14 protein-coding genes are annotated in these 16,262 nt (G+C 54.8%); 11 read left to right on the plus strand and 3 right to left on the minus strand.

The window, feature by feature from the left end; all coding sequences use genetic code 11:
* Positions 1 to 141: 141 nt before the first annotated feature.
* Together N7V53_RS16970 and N7V53_RS16975 are read right to left on the minus strand one after the other, a co-directional pair.
* Positions 142 to 2,331 (minus strand): TonB-dependent siderophore receptor, encoded by a 2,190-nt coding sequence (locus N7V53_RS16970; protein WP_279794155.1) that lies wholly within the window; start codon positions 2,329 to 2,331, stop codon positions 142 to 144.
* A 302-nt stretch (positions 2,332 to 2,633) separates the two neighbouring features.
* Positions 2,634 to 2,861, minus strand: a complete 228-nt coding sequence (locus N7V53_RS16975) for a hypothetical protein (RefSeq protein WP_124967266.1) — start codon at positions 2,859 to 2,861, stop codon at positions 2,634 to 2,636.
* Positions 2,862 to 3,390: 529 nt separating this feature from the next.
* Between N7V53_RS16975 and N7V53_RS16980 the strand changes: the two genes are divergently transcribed.
* The 4 genes from N7V53_RS16980 to N7V53_RS16995 all read left to right on the plus strand — a co-directional run bounded on the left by N7V53_RS16980 (position 3,391) and on the right by N7V53_RS16995 (position 5,798).
* A complete protein-coding gene (locus tag N7V53_RS16980; protein ID WP_279794157.1) occupies positions 3,391 to 4,467 on the plus strand; it encodes a pectinesterase family protein in 1,077 nt (358 codons plus the stop codon).
* A gap of 279 nt (positions 4,468 to 4,746) precedes the next feature.
* Positions 4,747 to 5,079 carry a DUF1971 domain-containing protein gene (locus N7V53_RS16985; protein ID WP_023480739.1) on the plus strand — a complete coding sequence of 111 codons (333 nt, stop codon included), beginning with the start codon at positions 4,747 to 4,749 and terminating at the stop codon, positions 5,077 to 5,079.
* Positions 5,080 to 5,089: 10 nt separating this feature from the next.
* Positions 5,090 to 5,428 (plus strand): DUF1869 domain-containing protein, encoded by a 339-nt coding sequence (locus N7V53_RS16990; protein ID WP_279794158.1) that lies wholly within the window; start codon positions 5,090 to 5,092, stop codon positions 5,426 to 5,428.
* 13 nt (positions 5,429 to 5,441) lie between these two features.
* Positions 5,442 to 5,798 (plus strand): DUF1971 domain-containing protein, encoded by a 357-nt coding sequence (locus N7V53_RS16995; RefSeq protein ID WP_279794159.1) that lies wholly within the window; start codon positions 5,442 to 5,444, stop codon positions 5,796 to 5,798.
* Positions 5,799 to 5,826: 28 nt separating this feature from the next.
* Here N7V53_RS16995 and N7V53_RS17000 read toward each other — a convergent pair whose 3' ends face one another.
* On the minus strand, positions 5,827 to 6,699 hold the full coding sequence (locus N7V53_RS17000; RefSeq protein ID WP_023480780.1) for a LysR family transcriptional regulator: 873 nt from the start codon (positions 6,697 to 6,699) through the stop codon (positions 5,827 to 5,829).
* A 107-nt stretch (positions 6,700 to 6,806) separates the two neighbouring features.
* Here N7V53_RS17000 and budA point away from each other — a divergent pair, with 107 nt between their 5' ends.
* From budA to N7V53_RS17035, 7 genes are all read left to right on the plus strand, one after another.
* On the plus strand, positions 6,807 to 7,586 hold the full coding sequence (budA, locus tag N7V53_RS17005) for an acetolactate decarboxylase (protein ID WP_279794311.1): 780 nt from the start codon (positions 6,807 to 6,809) through the stop codon (positions 7,584 to 7,586).
* Positions 7,587 to 7,606: 20 nt separating this feature from the next.
* Complete coding sequence (gene alsS, locus N7V53_RS17010) at positions 7,607 to 9,286, plus strand: acetolactate synthase AlsS (RefSeq protein ID WP_023480771.1); 1,680 nt, start codon at positions 7,607 to 7,609, stop codon at positions 9,284 to 9,286.
* A 16-nt stretch (positions 9,287 to 9,302) separates the two neighbouring features.
* Positions 9,303 to 10,073 (plus strand): (S)-acetoin forming diacetyl reductase, encoded by a 771-nt coding sequence (locus N7V53_RS17015; protein ID WP_076769211.1) that lies wholly within the window; start codon positions 9,303 to 9,305, stop codon positions 10,071 to 10,073.
* A 94-nt stretch (positions 10,074 to 10,167) separates the two neighbouring features.
* Positions 10,168 to 10,404 (plus strand): hypothetical protein, encoded by a 237-nt coding sequence (locus N7V53_RS17020; protein WP_152526141.1) that lies wholly within the window; start codon positions 10,168 to 10,170, stop codon positions 10,402 to 10,404.
* A gap of 418 nt (positions 10,405 to 10,822) precedes the next feature.
* On the plus strand, positions 10,823 to 12,367 hold the full coding sequence (locus N7V53_RS17025; protein WP_279794312.1) for an MFS transporter: 1,545 nt from the start codon (positions 10,823 to 10,825) through the stop codon (positions 12,365 to 12,367).
* 319 nt (positions 12,368 to 12,686) lie between these two features.
* Entirely contained in the window at positions 12,687 to 13,604 is a 918-nt protein-coding gene (locus N7V53_RS17030) for a UbiA family prenyltransferase (RefSeq protein WP_279794161.1), read from the plus strand.
* A 16-nt stretch (positions 13,605 to 13,620) separates the two neighbouring features.
* Positions 13,621 to 16,251 (plus strand): phosphotransferase, encoded by a 2,631-nt coding sequence (locus tag N7V53_RS17035; protein ID WP_279794163.1) that lies wholly within the window; start codon positions 13,621 to 13,623, stop codon positions 16,249 to 16,251.
* The last annotated feature ends 11 nt before the right edge of the window (positions 16,252 to 16,262 follow it).

Genomic DNA, 16,262 nt, shown 5'->3' on the forward strand with positions numbered 1-16,262 from the left:
TTTTATATTCTCAGTGAGTTAATTAAGAAATAACTCAAAAACAATTACTCTATTTGGCTTAAGGTAAGGCAAGCAAGATTGATTATAAGCAGGCATTCGGCTGAGAATTACTGCCGCCTGTGTACCAGGCGGCAGTAGATATCAAAAGAGAACCGAATAATTTACGCCAAATGTCCGACCACGTCCTTTGTAGGTATATAACCCCGGCGCGCCATAGGTTGGGCTATATAATCCCGGCGCACGCTGACCCCAGGCGGTGGTGTACTCCTCATCCAGCAAGTTTTCCACACTAAAACTCACTTTGCCCACCGGCAGGGCGTAACTGCCAAGCATATCAACCGTGTTATAGCCATCGATGCGCTTACCGGCGGCGTCAGAGAGGTCGAAGCTTTGCGTGCTCTGCAAACGCAGCGTCCAGTCGCCCGGTGCCCAGTTGATCCATGCGCTCACTTTCGACGGGCTGGCGCTGTCAACGGTCAGTTTCTCCCACTTCCCGCTGACTCGCGTCTCGGATTTGATGGCGTTAAAGTTAGCCCCGGTGCTCCACTCGCTGTCGGTAAAGAAGTAATCTACCTGGCCCTCGACGCCATAAATGCGGCGCTTATCATCATCAATATTGATAGTCATATCGCTTTTATTGATGTTGATGGTTTTATCGGAGAGGGAGTAGTAGCCCGCAATTTGCGTACGCAGGTTATCGCCGGTGTAGCGCCAGCCCAGTTCGTAGGCGTTAACTTTTACGCCATCCAGCTTCGAATCGTTCACATTGACGCTGTTCAGCAAACGGTAGTGACCATCGACCAGTTGATAGGTACCGGCACCGTAATATTTTGCCAGGTCGGGGATCTCAAAGCCCTGCGAGAAGTTGAACCACAATTGCTGGCGATCGGTCAGATGGCCGAGGATACCGGCGTTAAACAGCAGATTGTTATAATCCGTTTTCCCGCCCGGCACGGCGTCTGCCGAGGTAGCTCTGCCGTTGGCAATCGCCTGCTGCTGCGTGTAACCGACAAAATCGTCGACGCGGTTTTCGGTGTACTGGTAACGCACGCCGCCGCTCAGGGTGATGGCGTCAATGTCATAGCTGCTTTGCAGGAACGGCGCGATATTGGTGATGCTGTAGCCCGGATAGCGCTCAACTTTAAAGGCTTCATCGAGCTGCATTCCCCCGCTGGCGGCGGCGTTGTTCAGATTGAAAAACTGCTGATTGGCGTCGAATGCTTCATGTTCAGCATCGATCCCCCAGGTCAGCGTCAGGGCATCAACCGGTTTGCTGTTGATGGTCAGCTTGCCGCCATAAAAGTCGGTCTTCTGCTGCGAAGCACCGATGCTGGTGACCCGTCCGTTAGAGAGGGTCGGGAAGGGGTAAAACGCCAGGCTCTCGTCGCGGTAGTAGATCTGCGCCACCACATCCTGGCCCCAGAAATCGGTGTTTGAGTATTGCAGATTAATCAGGTGGCGCTCGGTGCCCGGAATCCGGTCGGCATCCAGGTTGCCTTTGTTGTAGGCCGTAGCGGAGCCGGTGACTGCCGAGAAGTTTTCGCCCAGAAAGAGGCCATGTTTCCCGTCAGACTCGCTCTTAAAGTACTGAGTGGTAAGTTGCAGCTGCTGGTGCTCATCGATATTGAGCGTGCCGGTGCCCATCACGTCCAGCCGGTCAGAGTATTGCAGGCCGGTCTGGGTGTTATCAATTAGTACCTCATCGCCTTTGCCATCATACCAGCCGCCGTAGCGCTGATAAGCAACCGACAGCCGCCCGGAGGCATTGTCATTGCCGCCGCTGACCGAAGCCGCAACATTGTCGTCGTGATCGTTATGGCTGTTAAAGCCGCTTTTGGTGCCGGTCTGGAACTCCACTTCCGTCTCCGGCTGCCCCTTTTTGGTAACGATATTGATCAGGCCGCCGGTGCTGCCGCCGCCATAGAGCGAGGTCGCGCCGGAGATAATCTCAATGCGCGCAATATTAAAGGGATCGATCGAATCAAGCTGGCGGCTGTCGGTGCGCGATGAGTTGAGGCGCACGCCGTCGACCATCACCATCATTGAGCGCCCGCGCATATTCATGCCGTAGTTGGTGCGCCCCTGGCTGCTGACATCCATCCCCGGAATAAGCTGCGCCAGCACCTCTTTTAACTCTTTACCACCCTGAACCTGCTGTTCAATTTCAGCCTGCTCAATGACCCAGGTGGTTTGCGCCATATCGGCGACGCTGTGATTAGCGCGGCTGGCGGCCACCACCAGCGTCTCCTCTTTTGCGTCTTGTGCTGCGGCCTGCGCGGATAACATCATCAACAAACAGGGGTTAATAGCCCAAAGGTAACGATTTTTCATTCTTATAACGTTCCTGATTATGCAGGTGAAGACGACCTTGACCGGTCGCGGTAAACACCGCTCTCAAGTTGAGAGTAATTATCAAGATGATATGAATTATCGTTACCATGTAAACAGCTTGTGTAAAAAAATTATTCCTAAGCTTGTGATTTGGCTGCCAATTTTAAGAGGTTGTTTCTTGTGAAAATTAATGAGGGGCGAGAAAAGACCGGCGCGAGCGGTAATGTCGCGCGGTATTATGTGTTCTCTAAGATTTAATTACAGGAGTAAACGCGGGGCAGAAAAGCGTATTTGCAGGTTTATCAGCGCCTGTTTTTGTTATTTTTTTCTTTAAAATCCGCAATCGCCTGGTTGATGTTTTCCGTGGCAAACGTGTCAACTTTTTCTCCGTCCAAAAAGACTTCGTAATGTCCGGAAACATATTTAAAGGTATACATCTTATCCTGGTAGCGAAGACGCTTTTCCTTTACTGATAAGCCCCTGATGCGCATAGCGACGCGGGCCATCGTGTCTATCTTTTTATTTTTCATGATTATTTTACTTACCGTTGCAGGTTGAGTCCGCGTTCAAATATTAAAACCACGTCGGGCAATGTTAATTTTTTACCCCCTCAAAGGGAAGCAAAGGTTGCCAGAAAAGCACTCCTGAGGCCAGGTAAAATATCTTCTTCTGATTTAAGGTCTTTTTAGCCAATTAATCAACCTGCTGTCATATATAACCGCATTCAGAAACAACCTGGTCGCGCAGGAATAAATTCTCTTTTTTATCGTGATAATAGTTTTGATTCTCGTTTGAGTAATGCGGTCGATAAGTTTGAGTTTGATCTCAAAACAGCGTTTTAAAATGCGCAATAGCTTTTTACTGACCTATGCTGGTGTAAAAAAATAACAGCATTACAGCCCGTTAAGCCGACTCTCCTTTCTGACTTTGGACAGAGGCCGCTATTTGCCAGTAGCAGATCCCGATTCAACCGGCGCGCAGCGCTGGCAAAGCGTCATATCTGGCAGATCTGCGCCCTGCTGCATGAACTGCCTTTGTCCAAAAACCAAGGAGAGAACAATGAAAACCCTGCACTGCTCCGCACTGCTGCTGGTCTGCCTGAGCGCCAGCGCGCAGGCGGCCGAGTGGAACGCTGTGGTATCGCCAACGCCGAAGGCCGGTGAGTTTTCCACGATCGGCCAGGCACTGGACGCCGCACCCCAGAGCAGCACGCCGTGGCGTATTCTGGTTAAAGAGGGGCGCTGGCAAGAGCGGCTGGTGATTGAGAAGCCCGTCACGCTGATAGGGGAATCGACGGCGGGGACGGTGATTGAGGCCAATACTCCCGCAGGTGCGCTCGATGAGCAGGGGCAGAAGCTCGGCACCGGGCGCACCAGCACGGTAGAGATCCGCGCCAGCGGCGTGACGCTGGAGAATCTGACTATCCGCAATACTTTTGATTTCCCTGCCAATGCCGCGCTACCGGAAGGCGATGCGAAGAAGCTGAAAGATACCCAGGCGGTGGCGCTGATGGTGGCAGAAGGGGCGGACAGAGCGCGTTTTCGCCACGTTCGCCTTGAGGGTTACCAGGACACCTTCTACAGCAAGCAGGGCAGCCGCAGCTACTTCACCGACTGCGCCATCAGCGGCCATGTCGATTTTATCTTCGGTCCCGGCATCGCCGTGTTCGATCGCTGCGAAATCATTGCCCGCAACCGTGATGACACCGCGCCGCCGTACGGTTATCTCACCGCGCCTGCCACCCAGGCCGGGGAGCGGTTTGGCCTGTTCATTATCAACAGTACGTTGAGCAAAGAGCCGGGCGTGCCGGCGAAAAGCTTTGCGCTGGGCCGCCCGTGGCACCCGACCACCCAGTTTAGCGACGGGCGCTATGCCGACCCCAACGCCATTGGCCTGGCGGCGATTATCAATAGCGAGATTGATGACCATATCTACGGCTGGGACAAGATGTCCGGCAAAGATAAGCACGGGGACAAAATTTGGTTTTACCCGCAGGACAGCCGTTTTTATGAGGCCAGTAACCGTGGGCCAGGCGCCGGGCAGGGCGGTGAGCGCTATCAGCTCAGCGAGGCGGACGCCGCGCAGTATAACGTGGCGGCGATCTTCGAGGGCTGGGAGAGCACCCTTCTGCAATAAGTGATTTTGCCCCCGTTTCGGGGGCTTTTATTTAGCCTTGCCGAATAAAAAATTTCATTTGCTAATGATGATTCCTTATCGCGTTTTTGTTTTTTATAAAAACTATCCTTTCGGAGTATAAAAAGTAGCACGAAATAGGTTTGTGGAGATTTATCTCATCAACTTTAAATAACATTTATAAAAAATAGTCGATATTTTTCATAACAGGTATATGCTATGCAACATATGCTTTTCCCCCTCCCGGCGACAACAGTTGCTGAGATAAAAAGAGGACGAAATATGCAACGCATTGCCATACCCGCGAATTATGTCCACACCCGCACCACCCCTTTCTGGACGAAAGAAACAGCACCGGCCTCCATCTGGAAACGCCATCTTGACGCCGGTACGCGTCAGGGCGTCTACCCGCGTTTAAGCGTGCAGCGCGGCGCGATCCGCTATTACGGTTATGCCGATGAGACCAGCCCGCAGCCGGTGGAAACCCTGACCATCCACGCCGGTGAGTTCGGCGTCTTCCCGCCTGAAAAATGGCACAACATTGAGGCGCTCAGTGACGACACAGTATTCAGCGTCGATTTCTATGTTGATCCCCAAATTCTGATTGAAGGTTGAGGTAGCAATTATGGATACAGAAAACAGAGGTTATTCACTCTCCGTTTCCCATCGGGAAAGCGGTAAAGCAGAGCAGGAAGTTTATTTAAAACCAATGTCGCTCTATCTTCCTGATATTGCGAACCAGGCCGTTTCTGAACTGGTCTCGAAATTAAATTTGCCTGCTGATAATAGCGGGGAATATACGCTGACCGTCACCAATAATAATAATGGCGTCTCGGTCGATAAAGATTTTACCCGCCTCAGTGAACTGACCGATCCCCTTATTGCCGCTGATGCGGTAAAAGATCTGATTAATATCGTCCGTGGCTACGAATCGGATGAAGAGACTAACGTGTGCGGCTGGTAACCGGAGGCTAACGATGACGCAGCTTATTCCACTCCATTTTCGCCATACCCGCTCGACGCCCTTCTGGACAAAAGAGACGGTGCCGCAGGCGCTTTTGACGCACCATAACACCAAGAAAGGAGTCTATGGCCGCCTGTCGGTGATGCAGGGCGCGGTGAAATACATCGGTTTTGCCAGCGAGCATGACACCACTCCTGAGCGAGAAGTGGTGATCGAAGCGGGGCAGTTTAGCATCAGCCCGCCGGAGTACTGGCACCGGGTTGAACTGTTGACCGATGACACTTACTTCAACCTCGATTTTTTCGCCGATCCTGATGCCGCCCTTGATGGTAAAGGCATCGGCCAGGTGGTCAATACCCACCGCCGTTAACTGCTTAGCGCCCGATCTCCTCGGGCGCTTAAAAGTGATCGATAAACCGCCTGACCGCCGGCGAGCGCTCGAACTTGCGCCACGCCAGCGCCACATCGGTTTTCAATGTATTTCCCGCCACCGAATGAAAGGTCACCATCGGATGCCCAAAGCAGGCCATCGACTGAGGAATGATGGCAAAGCCAAAACCGGCCGCCACCATGCTCAGGGATGAAGAGAACTGCGAGGCCTGATGGGCGTTATCCATCTCCACACCGGCACGCAGGCAGGCGTTGTAGATCAGCTCATACAGCCCCGGCGACACCGCTTGTGGAAAGATAATCAGCGGCGTGTTCTGCAACTCGCTGAGCGCGATATCCGCCTTCGCCGACAGCGGATGCGTGCGGTGCAGCGCAATCAGCATCGGCTCCTCATCCACCAGCTTCAGGCTAAAGGTTTTGCTGCTTTCGCACGGCAGGCGCACGAACGCCACGTCAATCAACCCCTCATCCAGGCCGTGGATCAGCGTCGCCATATTGTCCTCTTTCTGATAGAGCGCCACCTTCGGGTAGTCACGCTGAAACTGGCGCAGCACCGAGAAGAAGTGGGTATGGAAAGCGTTGGAGCTGGTCACGCCAAGGTTGAGCTTGCCGTTGATCCCCCGGGCGATCCCTTTCGCTTTTTCCAGCGCCGCATCGCTCATCGCAAGAATATGGCAGGCATCTTCATAGAAGGCCTCACCGGCCTCGGTGAGCGTGACGCCACGCGTCAGGCGATGGAACAGCGGGGTGCCCACTTCCTGCTCAAGGCGACGGATCTGTTGGCTTAATGGCGGCTGCGACATACCGAGCATTTCGGCTGCCCGCGTGAAGTGTTGCGTCTGGGCAACGGCGACAAAATAACGTAAATAACGAAGTTCCATATCTAAAACATCTTAAACCCTCATGTTTTCTATATTGGAATCCCCCGCTGAAACGAGTCAATATTTAATCAGCTTTTCTAATCGTCTCTACAGTGGGGGAAAAGATGATGGGTAACGCAACTGATTGTTCTTGCGAAGAAAATCTACGAAAAACAATTCGTGCTTTTTCTGAAAGCAAGCCAAACGGCGTGATATATCAAACATCGCTAATGAGTGCGCTACTTAGCGGAGTTTATGAAGGTAATACCACGATTAAGGATCTACTTAATCATGGTGATTTTGGTCTGGGTACATTTAATGAGCTTGATGGCGAATTAATTGCCTTCAACAGCGAAGTGTACCAATTACGTTCCGATGGCAGTGCCCGCGCCGCTAAGCCGGAGCAGAAAACCCCCTTTGCGGTGATGACCTGGTTCAAACCGCAATACCGGCACGTGTTTGAGGAGCCGATCAGCCGCCAGGCGCTGCATGAGGTAATTGACCGGCAGATCCCGTCCGACAACCTGTTTTGCGCCCTGCGCATCGACGGCCATTTCCGCCATGCGCACACCCGCACCGTGCCGCGCCAGACACCGCCCTATCGCGCCATGACCGATGTGCTCGACGATCAGCCGGTCTTCCGTTTTAACGGCCGCGACGGCGTGCTGGTCGGTTTCCGCACCCCGCAGCATATGCAGGGGATCAATGTGGCGGGCTACCACGAACATTTTATTACCGACGATCGCCACGGTGGCGGTCATCTCCTCGACTACCAGTTGGATCACGGCACGCTGACCTTTGGTGAAATCCATCAATTGATGATCGATCTCCCTGCCGATGAAGCCTTCCTGAAAGCGGATCTGCACCCGGATAACCTGGACGCCGCCATCCGTTCGGTTGAGAACTAAGTGATGTAAAGGAGTAGTGTATGAGCAACGAACGCCATACCCAGATGTGGGCCCACGGTGCCGACATGGTGGTGGGGCAACTGGAAGCGCAGGGTGTCAAACATGTTTTCGGCATCCCTGGCGCGAAAATCGATAAAGTGTTTGATTCTCTTCTCGATTCCTCGATTGAACTTATTCCGGTACGCCACGAAGCAAACGCCGCGTTTATGGCGGCAGCGGTCGGGCGTATCACCGGCAAAGCAGGCGTAGCGCTGGTGACCTCGGGTCCTGGCTGCTCCAACCTGATCACCGGCATGGCGACCGCTAACAGCGAAGGCGACCCGGTGGTTGCCCTCGGCGGGGCGGTGAAACGCGCCGATAAAGCCAAGCTGGTGCACCAGAGCATGGACACGGTCGCCATGTTCCAGCCGGTGACCAAATATTCCGTTGAGATCTCCTCTCCGGATGCCATCTCCGAAGTGGTTTCGAACGCCTTCCGCGCCGCCGAACAGGGCCGCCCGGGGAGCGCGTTTGTCAGCATTCCGCAGGATATCTCCGACCAGCCGGCCAGCGGCAATATTCTGCCCTCTAACGCCGTGCCGCAGCTCGGTTCCGCGCCCGACAAGATGATTGACGAAGTGGCGAAGCTGATTGCCGGGGCGAAAAACCCCGTCTTCCTGCTCGGCCTGATGGCCAGCCGGGAAGAGAATATCGCCGCGCTGCATCATCTGCTGGAGAAAACCCATATTCCGGTGACCAGCACCTACCAGGCGGCGGGCGCGGTTAATCAGGAGCACTTTACCCGCTTTGCCGGACGCGTAGGCCTGTTTAATAACCAGGCGGGCGACCGGCTGCTGCACCTGGCGGATCTGGTTATCTGTATCGGCTACAGCCCGGTGGAGTATGAGCCGGCAATGTGGAACACCGGCGATGCGAAGCTGGTACATATTGATGTGCTGCCCGCGTATGAAGAGCGTAACTACTCGCCGAGCGTTGAGCTGATTGGCGATATCGCCAGCACGCTCGATAAGCTGGCACACAAGATTGCCGAACCGCTGGTGCTCTCGCCGCGCGCGTCGGAGATCCTGATCGACCGTAGCAACCAGCGTGAACTGCTCAGCCGTAAAGGTGCGCAGCTTAATCAGTTTGCTATTCACCCGCTGCGCATTGTCCGCGCGATGCAGGATATCGTGAATAACGATGTCACCCTGACGGTGGATATGGGCAGTTTCCATATCTGGATTGCCCGCTATCTCTATAGCTTCCGCGCGCGCCAGGTGATGATCTCTAACGGTCAACAGACAATGGGCGTTGCCCTGCCGTGGGCAATTGGCGCATGGCTGGTCAATCCGGGGCGCAAAGTGGTCTCCGTCTCCGGCGACGGCGGTTTTTTACAATCCAGTATGGAGCTGGAAACCGCTGTGCGTCTGGGCGCCAATATCCTGCACATCATCTGGGTGGATAACGCCTACAACATGGTGGCGATTCAGGAAGAGAAAAAATATCAGCGCCTCTCCGGGGTCAACTTCGGCCCCGTCGACTTTAAAGCCTATGCCGAATCTTTCGGCGCGAAAGGGTTTGCCGTCGAAAGCACCGCCGCACTCGAGCCGACGCTGCGCGCAGCGATGGACACCCAAGGCCCGGCGGTGGTCGCCATTCCGGTGGACTACAGCGATAACCCGCTGTTGATGGGCCAGCTGCACCTCAGCCAGATTCTGTAAAAACTAAGGAGTCGTTATGAAAAAAGTCGCATTTGTTACCGGTGCCGGCCAGGGTATTGGCCGCGCAATCGCTCTGCGTCTGGCAAAAGATGGTTTTGCTATCGCCGTTGCCGACTACAACAGTGAGACTGCGAAAGCGGTTGCCGAGGAGATCAACGCCAGTAACGGCAGCGCGATTGCCGTCACCGTCGACGTTTCTAACCGCGAGCAGGTGTTTGCCGCCGTTGAAGAGACGCGCAAAAAACTGAACGGCTTTGACGTGATCGTCAACAACGCCGGGGTTGCGCCCTCCACGCCGATTGAGTCGATCACCGAAGAGGTGATCGATAAGGTCTATAACATCAACGTGAAAGGCGTGATTTGGGGCATGCAGGCGGCGATTCAGGCCTTCAAAGCGGAAAAACACGGCGGCAAAATCATCAACGCCTGTTCGCAGGCTGGCCACGTCGGCAACCCGGAACTGGCGGTCTACAGCTCAAGCAAATTCGCGGTACGCGGCTTAACCCAGACCGCCGCACGCGATCTGGCCCCGCTGGGCATTACCGTTAACGGCTTCTGCCCGGGGATTGTCAAAACCCCAATGTGGGCCGAGATTGACCGTCAGGTCTCTGAAGCAGCGGGTAAACCGATCGGTTACGGCACCGAAGAGTTTGCGAAACGCATTACGCTTGGTCGCCTGTCAGAGCCGGAAGATGTCGCCGCGTGCGTCTCTTACCTCGCAGGCCCGGATTCTGACTATATGACCGGGCAATCCCTGCTGATTGATGGCGGTATGGTCTTTAACTAAGTTTTACGGCTCGGACATGGCCTTGCCCCTGCCTTCGCGCAGGGGCTTTTTTTTGCCCGCGCCTTTTGCGTTTTTCGGCAAATGAGCGAAGAAATTGTCGTTTTGGTTGCTCAGCAAAGTGCGTTTTACTGACAGCATCAACCCTCTGCTGGAGAACGTGCTGATGAAACAACGGCTGCAACAATGGCTTTCACGCCTCGCCCCACCGCTGAATGTGCCGGTAGAGGAGGGGGAGTTTGATTCCGGGCGACATGTCGCGCTGCTGATCCCCTTTGGCCTGCTCTACGGTCTCGACTACCACCCCTCAATGTGGATTTACGATGAAAAGTGAGCGCTTCCACCTCGTCATGCGCTACAGCTACTGGAATGAACTGTGCGCGCTAGCATGCCGCCCGTCTGCAAGCCAGCGGGCTTTCTCCGTTTCTTCAATGATGAACAAATAAGTCCCTCCTTTTCCCGCTGCTAATGCACCTCAGGCGCAATAAACTTAGCGCTGCCTCGCATTTTTTTACTTTTTAATCCCTTCTACGCCTTATTTTGCACGGCTTATGGCGAAGCTCACAATTTCATTACCTCATCTTGTATGGTAGTAGACTTAAAATCGTCAGCAGAGATAACGTGGATGCTGTGAAGCATGCGTCACCACCTGGCTGTGTGAAAAAACGGCCAGCGTTCAACGCGATAATCCTTAAATGGGGTTTATATGTCTCTGAAAACTAAAAATAGTAAGCAAAATGCGGGAGGCGATGATGAGTCGTAAACAGCGTAAAGTCACGATCCCTGTCAGCATTGGTTACGGCATGACGGACATCATGGGCGGCGGCGCCTTTACGGTCATCGGTGCCTGGCTGCTCTTCTACTACACCACGTTTGTCGGCCTCTCTCCGCTGGAAGCCGCCTCAATTGTCGCCATTGCCCGCATTGTCGACGCCATCGTCAGCCTGTTTATGGGCAGCTTTACCGACCACTTCTATAAAAACGCGTTAGGCAAAAAGTTTGGTCGCCGCCGCTTCTTTCTGTTGATCGGCGCGCCGCTGATGCTGGTCTATATCCTGCTCTGGCTCAACGGCATGAATTTCTGGTTCTATCTCGCCGTCTACCTCGCCTTTGAAATCATCGCTGCAATGGTACTGATCCCCTGGGAGACGCTGCCGTCAGAGATGACGAAAGATTTTAACGATCGCACTAAGCTCTCGACCTGCCGCATGTTTCTTTCCGCGTCCGGCACCTTTCTCGCCACCTTTATTCCGGGCTTGCTGATCGGCTGGCTGGGCGAGAAGAATGCCGATGCGTATCTCATCAACGGTATTGTTTTCGCGGTGCTGTTTATGGTCTGCGTCTTTATCTCCTGGCGCGTCACCTGGGAGCGCGAATTAACACCCGAAATGCTGGCCGAGATGGAGAAAGCAGCGCAGACGCGCAGCATGGCGCAGAAGCTCTCCGGCATTGGCGCGCTGTTTAAAGATTATGCCTCTACGCTTAAGATCCGCGCCTTTCGTAAACATCTGGCAATCTACCTCTTCTCCTTTACCGCGAAAGATGTCTACAACACGGTGTTCGTCTTCTTCTGCGTTTACTGCCTGAATGTCTCGTCGTCGCTGGCGGGCACGCTGCTGTCGATGAGCATTGTCGGCCTGCCGGTGACGCTGGCGGCTGGGGTGGCGATCATCAAATTTGGCCCTTCGCGCCTCTACGTTTTCGCCTATAGCCTGATGATGATCTGCCTGGCGGGTTTCTTTCTGGTCTATCAATTCCCCACCGAGCACAAAGTGCTGATGCTGGTGATCCTCGCCGGGGTCTATCAGGTGGGGCGCTGCGTGCTGGAGTTCACGCCGTGGAACGTCTTCCCGTTTATTCCGGATATCGACGAGATGGTGACGCGCCAGCGCCGTGAAGGGCTGTTCGCTGCGGTAATGACCTTCTCACGCAAAACCACGGTCGCCATCGCCACCTTTGCGGTGGGGCTGCTGCTACAAAGCGGCGGTTTCGTCAAAGGCAGCCAGGTGCAGCCGCAGGAAGCGATAAATACCATCGTGATGCTGCTATTTGTCGGCACCGTTGGCCTGCTGCTGGTGGCGCTATGGCAGGCGTTGACCTTCCATCTGAATAAGCGCACGCACCGCATCTTTGTCGAAGAGCTCGATCGTCTGAAGGCGGGCGGCCTGAAACAGAGCGTGACGCCACAAGCGCGCCATATCGTTGAAGATCTCACCGGCCATGCGTATGACACCCTGTGGAGCGACGTGCCGCAACCCGCCTTAAAATCTGCTACACCCACCTCCTCGCTGAGCTAACGTTACTGCTCATAAAGGCCATGCTCTCCAGCGTGGCCTTTTTTATTTCTCGTTCCCGATGAAATTAAATAGTTTAATCCTAAAAGCACTAAGGAAAGAATATTATTGTTTCGTCTTCCATAACGAATAATTAATAACTTATTAATATTATTAGAGAGCGATCACATCAGGCGCTTTTTTTAAATGAAACTGCAAAGTCGTGGATTTATATTGGCTCTGCACACGCCGCTATTTAATTCTTTTACAGAGTTTTCTTGTTGATGACGTAATTAGGCGTGTCGATCTTTCTGCTTTCAGATAATTATTCCAGGGAGTCGCCATGATCAATATTAATAATGGTTCGCTGTTTTCACGTATGATGTTATGGGTAAATGAACGCTTTCCTTTAGCCAATACTCCGCTCTTTTTTATTCTTTGGTTTTTATCTTTCTCGGTCGCAATGCCCGCCCAAGAGAGTATTAGCCCGGTAAAAATTGCTCTCGGTTGCCTGCTTTCACTCTCCTTTTTTCTGCTGCTGCGCGTGCTCGATGAACATAAAGATTATGCCGATGACTGCCTTCACCATCCGCAGAGAGTATTGCAGCAGGGCATTATCAGCCTGACGCACCTGAAGGTCCTCGGCGCGCTCTGTCTGCTGATCCAACTGGGCGGCATCGCTCTGTTCGCAGAGGGCAGGCCGCAGATATGGCTAAGCTGGGGGCTGCTGCTCTGCTGGACGTTGCTGATGACGAAAGAGTTTTTTGTCGCCGAATGGCTTAAACGCCACTTCTCGATCTATGCGCTCTCCCACACGCTGGTAATGCCGTTTGTTATCGGCTGGCTGGCTACCCTGGCCTCACCTGCGGCGACGTTTAACCGGCCGGTTATTTTGCTGATGCTGCTCGCCTTCTTATGCGGTTTAAGTTTTGAAATCACGCGTAAATGTAAAGGACCGGATGAGGATCGCGAAGAGGTTACCACCTGGTCGCAATTATATGGTCGCCCCCTGTCGGTATTGATGATTATCGGTCTGCTTATATCGATGGTCATCGTGCAATATTTTCTTATTTTGTGCAAAACCGGCGCGGTTTCTGTCTGGTTTTATGCAGCAAGTGCTTTTATTAATTTCTTTACGGTAAGCCAGTTGCTGATTTTTCTGATTAATGCCAATCAGCAGAACAGAAAAAGAAATGAAGCCATGGTTGGCATGGCAATGCTGACAGGATATTTGCTGTGTATCGTTGAAATATATTTGTAGCCCAGGGAAGGGAATAATGATGATGGAATCGTTAATTACGGCCACAATTGTCGATATACGCCCGGCCGAGTTTACACTCTTATTTGAAAGCGAAGAGCGCTGTAATGCCTTTATCACCGATCCGCGGCGCGCGTTATCTCTTTACGATCGGCCGGTTCAGCTCCCGGCGCTAAAACTCCTGCATAAAGAGCGCCAGCAGAGCGGGCAGTGGCTGGCGACATTAACCTGCCGCTCGGCGCAGGAGAATAAGCAGTGCTACTGGCAGCTCAAACTGTGCCACCCGCGCGAGGAAAGGGGGGAAAGCGCCGTCACCTTACCCCGCCGCCATCTCTACGACTGGAGTGAAAAGGCGCGGCAAAAGAGGCTGGCCTGGCTGCGTCAGCACACGGGTCACGACTTCAACCAGATCTCTGCCACCCGCCTGCAGGCGGAAAAGCTGCAAAGTCATCTTGAGGGGTTTATCGGCTCGGTTGAAGTCCCCGTTGGCATTGCCGGGCCGCTGCTGATCAACGGCTGGCGCGCGAAGGGGATCTTTTACGCGCCGCTGGCGACCAGCGAAGGGGCGCTTGTCGCCTCCGTTTCACGCGGTGCCAGCGCTATCACCCACAGCGGCGGGGCGACGGCGCGCGTCACCGGCCAACGGATGATGCGCTCACCACGCTTCGAATTTCTCTCGGTGCGCGACGCGCTCGCGTTCTGCGCCTGGGCCGAGGACTACTTCACCGACATCAGCGACATTGTGCGCCAGCATTCGCGTTTCGCGCGCCTCATCAGCCTGACGCCGCGCGTCATCGGCAATGCCGTGCATCTGACCTTCACCTATCACACCGCCGATGCCGCCGGGCAGAATATGACCACCACCTGCACCTGGCAGGCCTGCCGCTGGATCCTCGCGCATCTTCCGCTGGCGTTAACCCCCCAGCGCTACATTCTTGAAAGCAACCTCTCCAGCGATAAGAAAAGCTCGTGGAGCAGCTTTGCGCAGGGCAGGGGAACCCAGGTTATCGCTGAGGCAACGCTCACTGCCGCCGCCTGCCGCAGCCGTTTGCGCATTGAGCCTGCGCAACTGGTCGAGGCGTTTCAGGGCTTTTGTGAAGGCTCCGTCGCCGCCGGCATGACCGGGGTGAATATCAATACCGCCAACGTTATCGCGGCGATGTTTACCGCGCTCGGTCAGGACATCGCCTGTAGCCATGAATCTTCCCTCTCGCAGCTGCAAATGCGCCTGACCCCAGAGGGTGACGTCTATTGCAGCATGACGCTTCCGGCGCTGGTGATTGGCACCGTCGGCGGCGGGACCGCGCTTCCCGATCAGGCGGAGTGCCTGCAAATGCTGGGCTGTCAGGGGGCCAACGGCAGCGAAAGGCTGGCGGAGATCATCGCCTCATTTTGTCTGGCGCTCGATATCTCAACCCTCAGCGCGCTGGCGAGCGACGAATTCGCCAAATCCCATGAGCTGCTCGGTCGAAAGCAGCGTAACGCACCGCCGGGCAGGACAGGAGACGATCCGCTGCGCCACTGCTTTCAGCACGCCCGCTATACCGCCGCATGGGGCGAGCGACCACCCCAGCGCGTCAGTGCGATGCACTGGCAGGGAAACAAGGACAGTATTTTGACGGCGCTCAGTTCCCATAGCGCGACGCTGCCCGTCGGCCTGTTTGCCTACCGTCTTCAGCGTGAAGATGGTACGCAGGTGGCGGCGCTGCTGAAGCACAAGCCGCCAACCAATGCGATAACCCAACTGCTGCACTCTCTGGCGGCAGGCTGCGCGCCCGAACTTGTTGAACTGCTTGAGCGCCTGCTGCCTGCCAGCGAGTTCAGCCACGCGCGCGAAAGGGAGATGGCGCTCATTACGCAAAGAGATCCCGCCTTTACCCGCCATGTGCCGACGCTCTACGGCACTTACGAAGATGGCAAGCAGAGCGTCATCATTGAGGAACTGCTCGGGGAGGAAGTGCTGCTTAACAGCCTCTCCAGCGGCGTGCGCTGGCAGCAGCCGCAGATCAATGCCGCATTGCAGGGCATCGCCGATATCCACGCGATCTGGTATCGCCGCCATGATGCCTTGCAGGCCACCTTTCGCCATATCGACTCTCCCTCTGCCGACACCATCAACAGCATGGTGCCGCTCTGGCAGGCCATCGCCGCCTTCAGCCATCGCACCGCGCCACAGCTTTTCACCACGCCGCTGCTGCACCAATGGCTGGACTGCGCCGAGAACAGCGCGGCGCAGTGGCGCGAGCTGGCGACGCTGCCGAGAACGCTGGTGCATAACGACTTTAGCCCACGCAATATCGCGCTGCGCCGGGAGGATTCACGGCTCTGCTGCTGGGACTGGGAGCTGGCGACGCTGCATGTTCCGCAGCGCGATCTGGCTGAGCTATTAACGTGGACGCTCGATGAGCGCGCCACGCTGCAAACGCTGTTACATCACGTGGAGTTTCACCGCAGCCAGCTGGCGAAGCGGCTGGGCACCGCTATCGATGCCGGGGAGTGGTATCGCGGTTTCTGCCTCGCCCTGCGCGACTTCGGCCTGCGCCGATTGTCGTTTTACCTGATGCTTCATCACGTCAAGCCCCGGCCCTGGTTCCCCGCCATTTTGCGCACCTGGGATCATCTGGTCGGGCTTAGCCAACAACGGATCTAAAAGGAGTTACC

Source organism: Kosakonia sp. HypNH10 (assembly GCF_029850615.1).
Classification (GTDB): domain Bacteria; phylum Pseudomonadota; class Gammaproteobacteria; order Enterobacterales; family Enterobacteriaceae; genus Kosakonia; species Kosakonia cowanii.